Source organism: Streptomyces sp. NPDC058051 (genome assembly GCF_042885475.1).
In the GTDB taxonomy this organism is placed as follows: domain Bacteria; phylum Actinomycetota; class Actinomycetes; order Streptomycetales; family Streptomycetaceae; genus Streptomyces.
Genome location: NZ_JBHVRW010000002.1, coordinates 29,514 through 42,045, shown reverse-complemented (window position 1 = coordinate 42,045; position 12,532 = coordinate 29,514). Strand labels below are relative to the sequence as shown.

Annotated in this window: 6 protein-coding genes; 1 reads left to right on the top strand and 5 read right to left on the bottom strand. The window is 70.9% G+C overall.

The window, feature by feature from the left end; genetic code table 11:
* Positions 1–131 precede the first annotated feature (131 nt).
* From ACFVUT_RS03705 to ACFVUT_RS03695, 3 genes are all read right to left on the bottom strand, one after another.
* Positions 132–1,025, bottom strand: coding sequence for an esterase/lipase family protein (locus tag ACFVUT_RS03705; protein ID WP_389654999.1), 894 nt, complete (start codon positions 1,023–1,025; stop codon positions 132–134).
* Between the two features lie 181 nt (positions 1,026–1,206).
* Positions 1,207–2,214: a hypothetical protein gene (locus tag ACFVUT_RS03700; protein WP_389654997.1), complete on the bottom strand. Its 1,008-nt coding sequence runs from the start codon at positions 2,212–2,214 to the stop codon at positions 1,207–1,209.
* Positions 2,211–5,696 carry a DNA polymerase III subunit alpha gene (locus ACFVUT_RS03695; protein ID WP_389654995.1) on the bottom strand — a complete coding sequence of 1,162 codons (3,486 nt, stop codon included), beginning with the start codon at positions 5,694–5,696 and terminating at the stop codon, positions 2,211–2,213. Before ACFVUT_RS03695 ends, ACFVUT_RS03700 begins: the two co-directional genes overlap by 4 nt.
* A gap of 503 nt (positions 5,697–6,199) precedes the next feature.
* Between ACFVUT_RS03695 and ACFVUT_RS03690 the strand changes: the two genes are divergently transcribed.
* Positions 6,200–7,075 (top strand): alpha/beta fold hydrolase, encoded by an 876-nt coding sequence (locus ACFVUT_RS03690; protein ID WP_389654993.1) that lies wholly within the window; start codon positions 6,200–6,202, stop codon positions 7,073–7,075.
* Between the two features lie 54 nt (positions 7,076–7,129).
* On the opposite strand, the gene fxsT is transcribed toward ACFVUT_RS03690, so the two are convergent.
* Complete coding sequence (fxsT, locus tag ACFVUT_RS03685; protein WP_389654991.1) at positions 7,130–11,065, bottom strand: FxSxx-COOH system tetratricopeptide repeat protein; 3,936 nt, start codon at positions 11,063–11,065, stop codon at positions 7,130–7,132.
* A complete protein-coding gene (fsxC, locus tag ACFVUT_RS03680; protein WP_389654989.1) occupies positions 11,049–12,410 on the bottom strand; it encodes an FxsC protein in 1,362 nt (453 codons plus the stop codon). The genes fxsT and fsxC overlap by 17 nt, the downstream gene beginning before the upstream one ends.
* Between the last annotated feature and the right edge of the window lie 122 nt (positions 12,411–12,532).

Sequence of the window (12,532 nt, the reverse complement as noted above, 5' to 3'; positions counted from 1 at the left end):
TCCACCGGCCTGCGGGCGTACGCGCGCGCACCCCCCCGGAGCTCGTCCGGCTGCCCGCGTGCGCCCCTCGGAGCCCGTCCGGCCGGAACCGGCCGGACGGGCCCGCTCACCGCTCCGGCCCGCTCACCGTGCTAACCGATGGCCGAGGCGCAGGTGGTGGGTGTGGCGTGGGCCGGATCCAGGGCGTTCGCCACCTCGTGGAAGGCGATCCGGTCGACGGTCCCGATCGCCACATGCTCGGAGAGGTCGAACGGGCACAGGTCCTGGATCAGGACGTTGCGTACGTTCGGTCCGTCCAGGAACTGCGTGCGGTACGGGGTCACGACCTCGTCGTACGTGGACGAGATGACCGTGTAGTCCACTCCGGGCACGGTGTCGCCGCCCGCGTTGAGCGCCGTGATGAAGGGGGAGCCCGCCACCTGGTCGGCGAGGCCGGGCGTGTTGGCGTTCAGCAGGTCCTCGGCGCCCGGGAAGTACGGCAGCAGCTTCGTGAGGCCGAGGAGGGTGGTGCCGTGGTTGTCGGGGGCGAGCCCGATCATGGCGTTCACCTTGGCGGCCCCGCCGAGGAACTTCAGGTAGTAGTTCGGCATCATGCCGCCCTGGGAATGCCCGACGACGTCGACCTCGGCCGCCCCCGTGGAGGCGAGCACCCCGTCGACGAACGCGGCGAGCTGGCCGGCCGACTCGTCGACCGGGCCGAGGCCGTGGAAGACCGGTACGCCGGGCAGTTGCCCGTAGTCGAGCGAGTAGACGCAGTATCCCCGGTCGACGAGGTAGGGGGCGAGGACCAGCCAGTTGTCGATCGAGTTCCCGAAGGTTCCGTGAACCAGGACGACGGGGCGCGGATGGGCTGCTGAGGGCTTGCAGGAGTAGTCGTTCCAGCCGCGGGAGGTGGCCGCGGCGGTGGTGGGGGCGGCTGCAGCCGCAGTGGCCGTGGGGGTGGCGACTGCGGCGACGGCGAGGAGCAGTGCGGCGAGGGTCCTGCGCGCACGTGGGGTGCGCGGCGCACGGTTCCGGGGCAGCATCGTGTGGTCTCCTTGCGGCTCAAGGGAGTTGCGATGTCTGTGCGTCCTGCGGCCCGGACCACAAGTTCCGACGTGCTCACTTTTTGCGTGCTCATGCCAAATTACGGGTGAGTAGGGCGGCGTGGGAAGTTACGCGTCGGTAAAAAATGATGTCGCGTCGATCACGCGGCCCAAGGGCCCGTCAGGCCCCGAGCCGCCCCGGCATCACGGCCCGCGGGCCGTACCTGGCCCGCAACCGGTCCGCCACCGCCTCGATCCGGCGCGACCGTTCGTCCGCCGGGTCGAACGACAGCTGGTGCGCGGCCCGTTCGCCGTCCGTCAGCCCCTCCGCACGCAGCGCGATCCCCCGCACCCGGGCCCGCTGCAGAGCGAACGAGTCGTGGATCCGGTACGCGAGCTCGGTGAGCGCCGCGGAATGGGCGGTGGGCTCCCGGAGCGTACGACTGCGGGTCAGCGTCGCGTACCCGGTCCGGTCGGCATACCGCACGGAGACCGCGAGCCCCCGGCACACCAGCCCGTCCCCGCGCATCCTGGCCCCCAGCTCCTCGGTGAGCGACATGAGCGCACGGCGCTGCCGCTCCCGGTCCAACTCGTCGCGCGGGAAGGGCCGTTCGGCGGCGATCGACCGGGCGGCGGCGCCCGGCACGACCGCCGTACGGTCGATGCCGCGCGCCCGCTCCCACAGTTCGCGCCCGGTCCTCACGCCGGTGATCCGTTGCAGGGTGCCGAGCGGAGCCGCCGCGATCCGGCCGGCGGAGTCGAGTCCGTACGCGCACAGGGTGCGGGCCGTCGCCGCCCCCACACCGTCCAGCGCGGCGGCCGGCTTGACCGCGAGGAATTCCGCTCCCCCGCCCCCGGGCACCACGAAGGTCGTTCCGGGCACGGCCTGCCGTGCCGCCATCCGGGCCAGCATCGGGTTCTCCGCGGCCCCGATCGCGCAGTCCACGCCGTGCAGGGCGAGCGCGCGGACCCGGATCACCGAGGCCAGCCCCGTCACGTCCCGCCCGAAGTAGCGCAGCGCGCCGCGCACATCGGCGAGCGCCCCGTCGGGCGGGAGCGCCTCGACCGCCGGGGTGAACGCACCGAGCAGGGCGAGCAGCCCCTCGTAACCGGCGCTGTCCGGGAGGCCGCCGCCGACCTTGCGGAACCGCAGACACAGGATTCCCGGCGCATCATGTGCGGTACTCATCCCGCGCTCCCCGGACTCTGATGCCACAACTTCCTTCCGGTGGGGGTGCCTTCGCCGGGCGGCCGGAGGTCGGCCCAGGGATTCATCTCGTACCCCGTCGGCAGATGGATGCGACGACCGCCGTCACCACCCCCGGGTTCCTCCTCGGCGGCGGCGTCCCCGGCCGGCGCCTGGGCCAGCCGGGCCGCGACCGCGTCGAGTCCGCCGGTGCGCCGCAGCTCGGCCAGCTCCGCCAGATCCCAGGCGGCCGAGCCGACCACGCTCAGGCTCCGCGGTCCGCGCCGCTGCACCACTCCGCGCACCAGCAGCAGCCAGGAGTGGAAGACGGTGTGCGCGCAGGCGGCATGGCTGTCGTCGAAGAAGGCCAGGTCGACCAGGCCCGTACCGTCGTCCAGGGTGGTGAAGACGACCCGGCGGCCGGAGCGGACCGGCGGGGTCTGGGTGGCCGCCTTGGCGCCCGCGACCAGCACGGTCTCCCCGTGCCGCAGATCGCGCAGCCGCTGCGCGGAGACCGCTCCCAGCTCCTTCAGGAAAGCATGGTGATCACCCATCAGGTGACGGGAGACATCCATGCTCAGAACGCCGAGTTCGGCACTGAGGCGTTCGGCCTCGTTGAGGTCGGGCAGCCCGAGGGAGCCGGTCCGGCGTCCGCCGCCGAGCGGGAGCTGCGCACCGGCGCCGCCGGAGGCCGTGCCCCGCTGGGCGCGGTGCAGTTCGGACAGGTGCAGCAGCAGATCGCGCCGGTTGGCGCCGAACGCGTCCAACGCACCGACCTGGGCCAGCCGTTCGGCGGTCGGCCTGCCCGGCCGGGCCCGCTGCCAGAAGTCCAGCAGCGAGGCATAGGGCTGCCCGGCCTCGATCCGGGCGACCTCGGCCCCGCTGATGCCATGGACGTCCGAGAGGGCGAGCCGCACCCCCCAGACCCCCTCCCCCTTCCCTTCATCAGACACCAGTTCGATTCGATGAGCTGCCGCCGACCGGTTCACATCCAGCCCCAGCACCGGCACCCCGCGCCGCCGCGCGTCCGCGAGCAGCAGCCGCTTCGGGTACATCCCCGGATCATGGGTGAGCAGCCCGGCGTAGAAGGCCGCCGGGTGGTGCGCCTTGAGCCACGCCGACTGATACGTCGGCACGGCGAAGGCGACCGCGTGCGCCTTGCAGAAACCGTAGCTGCCGAACGCCTCGATGATCTCCCAGGTCCGGGCGATCACTTCGGCGTCGTACTTCCTCGCCGCCGCCCGCTGCGCGAACCACACCTTGATCCGGCCCTGGGACACGGGGTCGGACAGTCCGCGCCGCACCCGGTCGGCCTCGCCCCGGCCGCAGCCGGTCATGATGTCGACCATCTCGATGATCTGCTCATGGAAGACGACCACGCCGTACGTCTCGCGCAGCGGACCCTCCAGGTCGGGGTGGGGGTAGCGGACGGGCGCACGGCCGTGCCGGGCCTCGATGAACGGCCGCACCATGTCGGCGGCGACCGGCCCGGGGCGGAACAGCGAGATGTCGACCACCAGGTCGTGGAAGGTGGCGGGCTGGAGCCTGCCGACCAGATCACGCTGGCCCGGTGACTCGATCTGGAAGCAGCCCAGCGTCTCGGCGCTCCTGATCAGCCGGTACGTCTCCGGGTCGCCCTGGGGTACGGCGTCCAGGTCCACGTCCCGCCCCGAGGCCCTCTTGACCTCGGTGACCGCGTGCGCCATCGCCGACTGCATCCGCACACCCAGCACATCGAGTTTGAGCAGCCCCAGATCCTCCACGTCCTCCTTGTCGAACTGCACCATCGGGAAGCCCTCCCCGCTGGTGGGCACGACAGGCACCCGGCGCAGCAGGGAGGCATCCGAGAGGAGCACCCCGCACGGATGCATGGCGATGCCGCGCGGCAGGGCGTCCAGCGCCTCCACCAGCTCCCAGAGCCGCCCGTAGCGGTCCTTCTCCCGTGCCACCTCGCGCAGCTCGGGCAGCTCCTCCATGGCCGCGCGGGCGTCGCGGGCCCGGATGTGCGGGAATGCCTTGGCGAGCCGGTCGGTCTCGGCCGGGTCCATGGAGAGCGCGGCGCCGACGTCCCGGATGGCGTGGCGCACCCGGTAGGTCTCGGGCATGGCGACGGTCGCGACCCGTTCGGCGCCGAAGCGTCCGATGATCGCGCGGTAGACGTCGAGCCGGCGGGCGGACTCGACGTCGATGTCGATGTCGGGCAGCACGGCGCGGCGCTTGGAGAGGAAGCGCTCCATCAGCAGCCCGTGCTCGACCGGGTCGGCGTGTGCGATCCCGAGGAGGTGGTTGACCAGGGAGCCCGCACCGGACCCCCGGGCGGCCACCCTCACCTTCATCTCCCTTACATCGTCCACGACTTGAGCGACCGTCAGAAAGTAGGACGCGAAACCGTGGTAGGCGATGATGTCCAGCTCCTGGCGCATCCGCTCCCAGTACTCGCGTCTGCGGTCGTAGCCGTGCAGCACCATTCCGGCGGCGGCACGGGAGGCCAGCACCCGCTGGGCGGTGCGCCGGCCGGCGCCGACGAGACGCGGCTCGGGGAAGTGGACGGTCCCCAGACCGAGGTCGCGCTCGGGATCGACGACACAGGCCTCCGCGGTATGCCGGGTCTCCGCGAGCAGCCGCGCTCCGGCATCCTTGCCGAGCCCGGCGGCGGAGGCGATCCGCTCGGCGGTCTCCCGCATCGCGCGGGCGTCCTTCAGCCACCGCTCACCGCTGTCGAGCGGGGCACGGCGGGGGTCGACGGGAACCAGTCCGCGGGCCGCGTCGAGCACGTCGGCGACCGGGCCCTGCCCGGGGTCGGCGTACCGCACGGCGTTGGTGAGCACCGCCCGCACCCCCTGCTCGGCGGCGAAACCGACGGTACGGGCGGCCAGCCGCAGCGATCCGGGGCCGGTGCCTTCGCGTCCGTGGTGGACGGCTTCGAGACGCAGGTCGTCGCCGTAGACCTCCCGCCAGGGGGCGAGCAGTACGGCGGCCCGGTCCGGGCGTCCCGCGGCCAGCGCCCTGCCGATGTCGGAGGCGGGGCCGAGCAGCACGGTGAGCCCTTCGGCGGGCAGCTCGGCCCGGCCGACCACGGGCGGTCCGGCGTCACCGGACCCGGCGGCGTGGGCGGCGGTGACCAGGCGGCACAGCGCCGCCCAGCCCTGCGCGCCGTCCCGGGCGAGGAAGGTGGCCCGGGGTGCGGACTCGTCGACAAAGGCACCACCACGGACCGGGGTGCGCAGCCGATGCGTACGTCCGTCCTCTCCCACGTGCTCCACCGTCGCGGGGGCCACCGCGAGCTCCGCCCCGAAGAGCGGCCTCACCCCGGCGCTCTCGCATGCCTTGGCGAAGCGGACCGTGCCCGCGAGTGTGTCGCGATCGGTCAGCGCGAGAGCGTCCATCCCCCGCTCCGCAGCGCGCGCCGCCAGCCGCTCCGGGTGCGAGGCCCCGTACCGCAGGGAGAACCCTGAAGCGGTATGCAGATGCGTGAACCCTGCCACCTGCGCCTCCTGGACCGATCCGTACTCACCACCCCTCGCTCTCCACCATAGACCAAGTTTCGAACATTCGTACGATACCCGGTGTGCGGGACACTCTCGGGGACGACCGCGCCGCTTTCGGCATCGGCCCGGAGACCGGGCCGCGCCGCCCCCGCTCCTGTGGCCGTGGACGCGGAGGGCACGTCCACGCCTCGGCCTCCGGCAAGCCGTCGCCCCGGCGAGGCCCCCTGCCGGCGGCCCCGCGCCGCACACAGATGACGCCGGTGGCACCGCCGCCCCCATCCGGCGCGAAGGCCGCTTGACCTCCGGCGCGAAGGCCGCTTGACCTCCAGCGCGAAGGCGGCTTGGCCTCCAGCGCGACGGTCGCTTGACCTCCACGCGCCCCCCGAAGGCTCCCATGGTTTCCCAACAGCCCGTGTCACTAAGGGCTCTGATGAGCCATCATCGATTCGGGCGGGGAAAGTCGGGCACGCGGTGCCCGCACCACACAAAGGAGGCCAGGAGTGCGTAGTCGGATGCGCGCGGCGGACGGGCGGCAGCTGGTGGTGGAGCGTCTGGGGGATCCCCGCGGCAGACCGGTCTTCCTGCTGCACGGAATGCCCGGCAGCAGGCTCGGTCCGGCCCCGCGCGGCATGGTGCTGTACCAGCGCAAGACACAGCTGATCACCTACGACCGGCCGGGTTACGGCGACTCCGACCGGCTGCCGGGCCGCTGTGTCGCCGATGCCGTCCAGGACGTACGGGCCATCGCGGACCACCTCGGGCTGGATCAGTTCGCCGTGGTGGGCCGGTCAGGTGGTGCGCCGCACGCCCTGGCCTGCGCCGCGCTGATGCCCGAACGGGTCACCCGTACCGCCGCGCTCGTCGGGCTGGCCCCCCGGGATGCCGACGGCCTCGACTGGTTCGAGGGCATGGCCGCCTCCAATGTGCTGGCGTACTCCACCGCCACGGCCGATCCGGACGGGCTCGCGGAGTCGTTCATCTCACGGTCTGCGGTGATCAGGAAGAACCCGGTCAGACTCATCGATGATCTGCGCCGGGAGCTGACCGATTCGGACCGGGTCGTGGTCAACGACGCCGGGGTCCGCACCATGCTGCTGCGCAACTACCGTGAGGGGCTGCGCACATCGGCATGGGGCTGGATCGACGACGCGATCGCGTTCTGCAGCCCCTGGGGCTTCGACCCTGCGGACATCACGGGTTCCGTGATGCTGTGGCACGGCGAGAAGGACGTGTTCACACCGGTGGGCCACTCCCGCTGGCTGGCCGAGCGCATCCCGAACTCCACCGTCGTGGTGGAACCGGCAGCCGCGCACTTCGACGCGCTGCACGCCCTGCCCAGGATCCTCAACTGGCTGCTGGAGCCCGACGCCCGCTGAGGAACGGGACCGAGCGAGGGGGAGCGTCCGGTGGCGGCCGGACGCTCCCGCGACTCACACCTGCATCGGTTCCAGTTCGCGCTCGAACCGGCGCTCGTCCCGGGCGATCCGGGTCATCGGGTGGTCGTCACCGAGCTGCCGCGACAGCTCCTCGACCGTCTCCGCCCTCAGCCGCATCGCGTCGTCCTTGCGCCCCATCGCATCGAGCGTGACCGCCATGTTCGACATCATGGCCAGGGTCTCCGGGTGGTGCACCCCGAGAACGTGCCTGAGCTGACCTGCCACCCTCCGTTCGGTCTCCAGCACGATTTCGAGCCTGCCCCGTTCGGCCGTCGCGTTGGCCAGATTCATGACGCAGAACAGGGTGTTGGGGTGCTCGGGCCCGTACACCTCCCGCATCGACGCGACCACCCGGGTCAGCACCTGCTCCGACTCCTCCACCGCACCGGCCCCCAGCAGATAGACGCCGAGGTTGTTCAGGGCGGCCAGGGTGTACGGGTGCTTCTCCCCCGGCACCTTCATGTACTGGTCGACGACCTCCCGAGCGGTGTCCCTGGCCTCGACCGCCTCGCCCGCCGCGAACAGGTCCGCTGCCAGATTGAGGTCGCAGGCGAGCGACTCCGGGTTGGCCGAGGTGTACTTGGCCCGGTACCGGGAGCGGGTGGCCACCGTGAGCCTGCGGGCGTCCTCCAGTCTGCCCGCCCTGCGCAGTGACACGGCCAGGTTCTTCGCCGCACTCAGCGTGCCGGGGAAGGCCCGGCCGAGCGTGGCCTTGTAGCTGTCGTACGTGCGGCTGAGGATGCCGACCGCGTCCTCGTACCGCCCGACGTCGCGCAGGTCGCGGGCCAGGTTCATGGCCGAGGAGAGGCTGTACGGGTGCTCGGCGCCGAGCACCTCGACCCGCCGGTCGAAGACGTCCTGGTCGATCTCCCTGGCCCTGGCGTACTGCCCGATGGACCGCAGGGTGAACGCCAGGTTGTTGGCCGCCGCCAGGGTCCTCGGATGCGAATCGTGGAAGATCTGGTTGAAGCCGTCGGTGGCCTCCGTCGCCAACTCGATCGCCCTGGTGTACTCGCCGAGCGTGCAGAGGTCCGTCGCCAGGCTGCTGGTGCTCATGTACGTATGCGGGTGCTCCGGGCCCAGGACCTCCTGCTGCATCGCCAGCGTGACCTCGTCGAGGTCCCTGGCCTCCACATAACGCCCGCGCGAGCGGTAGATGTTGGCGAGGTGGAAGCAGAGGTAGAGGTACTGGATGTCCCGCTCCCCCAGCGTCTCCTTCCAAATGGCGCGCAGCTCCTCGCCGAGGGCGCCCGCGGTCCTGAAGTCGCCTCGTTTCCAGAGGTAGCGGACCCGGTCGATCAGCAGCCTGCGGGCCTCGGGCTCCTTGCAGTTGCGGGCGTCGGACGGGACGAGGTGCGGCCAGAGGGTGGCGAACTGGGGCCAGTTCGCGGGGTTGTCGATCGGCTCGTCCTCATCGGGCCGGGCGCCCGCCAGAATGCGGTGGACGGCATGCCGGGCGTCCTGCTGCTCCTCCTTGCTGAGCTGTGCCCGGATGACGGCCTGGACGAGACGGTGCACCTGGATGGAGTTGGAGACCTGGTCGACCTTGGCGAGGGCGAACCGGCCGATCTCCCGGATGACCCGGCCCAGCACCAGTTTCTCCTGGAGCGAGGCGTCGTACGGCTTCAGCGCCTCGATCATCTCCTTGCTGTACAGGAGGTTCCCCGAGATCGGCTCGGGGGCGAAGAAGGCGCAGAGCTGAAGCAGCCGCACCGCGGCGGGCGAGCGCTCCTTCAGCCGTTCGATGGAGATGTTCCAGGTCGCGGCGACCGGCTGCGGGTAGCCGGCCGGCTGGTTGAGCGCCAGGACCTCGGGAGCCTGCTGCGCCAGCTGTTCCAGATAGGTGTCGATCGGGGTGGCGGTCTCCGCGATCCAGGCCGCCGCCTGTTCGACGGCGAGCGGCAGGTCACCGACCGCGGTGGCCACCTGGGCGGCGTCCTCGTCGCTCAGCCCCGGGGCCCGGCGCTGGAGGTGCTCGATGGATTCCTCGCGCAGGAAGACGTCGACGGGCAGGGCGTCGCCGTGCTGGGACCAGGCCTGGTTGCGGGAGGTGACCAGGATGTGCCCGGAGCCGCCCTGCGGGAAGTAGCGCCTGAGCCGTTCGGGATCGTCGGCGTTGTCGAAGACCAGCAGCCAGCGGTCCGAGGGCACACCGCGCCGCAGCAGGTCCACGGCCTCCTGGGAGGCGGCCGCCATGTCGTCGCCGCCCTGGGCGCCGAGCCGGACGGCGAGCTCGGCGAGCCCGGCCACCACGTCGTCGGTCTGCTCGGAGGATATCCACCAGACCAGGTCGTAGTCGGCCATGAAGCGGTGCACGTACTCCAGGGCGACCTGGGTCTTGCCGACGCCGCCGAGTCCGTACAGGGTCTGCGGCTGCGGCAGCACGACGGCCATGCCGCCACCGAGCTGGTCGCGCATCCGCTCCAGGACCAGGGAGCGGCCGGTGAAGCCGGGGTTGCGCGGCGGTGCGTTCCAGATCCTGGGGACGGTACCGGGGAACCGCGGTCCGGGCGACATCCCGTCGGTGAGCTGTACGGGCCGGTCCAGGGCGCGCAGCAGCGCGGCGGTGGCATGCACCTCGTCGAGCCGGAAGAGGTCCACGGGGTTGCGGTCGATGTAGGGCGCGGACAGCCGTACGTCACCGACCCTGAACGGCAGCAGCTGACGCCGTCCACCGCCGGGGTCCTCCGCCACGGCCCGGTCCCAGAGGTTCACCGCACGTTGCGACTTGAGGTAGGCGCTGGAGAGCAGCACCACGGTACGGGCCGCGTTCTCGACGGCGACGGTCTCCGGATCCGGCGTCTCCCGCTCGGCGGACACATCGCGCGGTACGACACGGAATCCGGCCCGGGTGAGCACGGATTCGATCCAGTCGGCCCACATCCGGTTCTCCGCCACGTAGCTGAGGAAGAGATCGGCGGGCAGCGCGGGCCTGCGCCGCGTGAACGCGTCACGGATGCGCAGCCGCACCTCTTCGCCGACCGGCGGCATCGAGGTGATCTGCTGGCCGGTGATGACGGAGGTGAGCCGTTCGAAGGCGGAGAGCAGTGAGTTGGTCAGGCCCGACTCGTCGCCGAAGGTGGCGAGGGTCTCCTCGTACGCGTAGTAGGGGCGGTACGGAATCTCCACCGCGCCCCAGTAGGCGGTGAGTTCGTCACCGGAGAGATCGCGCGGCAGCCGGTCGAACTTCAGCCGGGCCAGCGCCCGTCCGGCGTCGGCCTTCTCCTTCTCGCCCTCGTCGATGCGCATCGGGACGGGAAAGATGGAGATCGGGCGGCCGGTGTAGCGCTCGGAGATCTGCCGGGCGACGGAGGCGGCACCGTCGATGGACTGGTCGCTGAGGGTGAAGCAGTCGACGAGGACGTCGGGCAGATGGACGGTGCAGATGTCGGCGATGTCGCTGAGGCCGGTCCGGCTGTCGATGAGGACGTAGTCGTAGTTGGCCTTCATGTCGTCGCGCAGGGCGTCGAAGAAGTGGCCGCCACCGAGCCGGTCGTAGAAGTTGTCCCAGTCGAAAGTGGAGACGGTCGCGGAGTATTCGCGGTTCTGCCGGCCGGCGGAGACGAAGTCGAGGGTGCCGCCGTGCGGGAACTCCCAGCCGAGCGCCTCAGGTGTGAGGGACACGGCGTGCGGCTGGATCCGGGCGTAGTCGCGGTGCCAGTCCTCGGCGCGCTGGGCGGGGCTGGTCGCAGCCCACGCGTACTCGGTGATCAGGTCGATGACGCCGGTGGTGGCGCCGAGTGTCGACGGGTCGAGGAACGGGTGGAAGAACCGGTGGAGCCCCGGTGCCTCCAGGTCCCAGTCGACGGCCAGTACCCGCTTTCCGTTGGCGGCGAGTATCCAGGCGGTGTTGGCCAGGGCCATGGTGCGCCCGGTGCCGCCCTTGTACGAGTAGAAGGTGACGATGCGCCCGTCACGACCGGCCGTCATCCGTGTCCTCCGCATCCGTCGCAGGGTCATGTGTTTCTGGGGTGTAGAACGTCTGTGCCATCGGCCCCATCAACCGTGTCCGTTCGGTGTGTCCGCCACCGGTGGCGGGTGGGTAGACCGCCGCGTGTCTCAGATACTGCTGGGCCGCCACCTCGACCACCTGCGGCAGGATCTGCCCGAAGGCATCCATGCTGGGTACACCCTTGGCCGCGGCGCGGCAGTAGGCCCGGCCCTGGCGCATCTTGGTCGGCATGGTCTGTTCGAGCTTCTCGGTCAGCTCGGCCTCGGCCGCCCTGCTCTCGTGGTCGTCGCGGTTCCACGGCACGACCATCGTCACCCAGGGGCGGTTCTCGGCGTCGAAGGCGGCAAGCCGCCGGCGCCGGTCCTCGTCCTGCAGGGCCCAGCGGTCGACGAGCAGGATCTCCGGTCTGCTGGGCGGCTGTTTGCCCTCCGGATGCCCGGACTCCTCGTCGAAGGAGGAGATGGTGGCCTGGTAGTTGAGGGAGCGCACCAGGTCCTCGGCGACATAGGCCAGGGGCCGGGCGGCGGCCGGATGGTAGGGATTCCAGTCCTGCGGATTGTCGCCGTAGTACTCGGCGTTGCGCCCCTCGGGCAGGTCGTGCCGGGTGGGCGCGGCTATCGTCACCTGCATGGGGCGGGGGCCGCCGACTCCGCTGTTCGGCGGGCCGAAGGCGCTGGGCGCCAGCCGGTAGTCGACGGGGCGGCCGGTGCCGATCCGTACGGTGTCCGCGACATTGACGATGCGCTTGGCGAGTTCGTACACCGCGCGCTCGTACTCCTCGGCGAAGAGCCGGAGTTTGATCAGTCCGTAGAGCCCGTCGCTGACGTAACGGTCCCCGAAATCACGGTGGTTGAACTGTAATCGCTCTGCGGGGCCCGGTAGTTGGCTCGGCGGTACGGGTACCCAGAGCGCCGGGACGATCGCCTCGGCCGGCTGGTTGGAACGGGCCCGGTAGTGAATGGCGCGTTGAGCGAAGGCGTACCACTCCTTGCCGCACATCTCACTGGCGAAGTAGCGCGGCGAGAACAGCGGAACGAACACCCGGCAGGTGGCGAGCACGTCACCGAGCCGTTCCGACCAGCCCTCACCGGAACGTATCTCGCGGTCCATGAACCCGGCGGGCGCGCCCGCGGGCAGATCGGTCATGGCCATCACATGGCCGCAGAGATCCTGGAAGAGCCGCTCGACCCACATGTCGGGGTCCGATCCGCCGCCGTATCCCGGTGTATGCGCATAGCTCAAGAAGAAGTACGGCCGATGGTCCGCCGCTCGCTGCTGCGTTGTTGCGTGCACACGACCCCCGTCCTGTGTGAGCACCCGCATCCGAGGAGTGAAGTGAATGCGAGCGAATTCATCATTCCGGAGCGGAGGTTGCTCCACCCCCATGGCGTTCGGTCATTCAACGCCACTTTTCAGTCATACGTTCCCAGGTTCACTCGTTCATT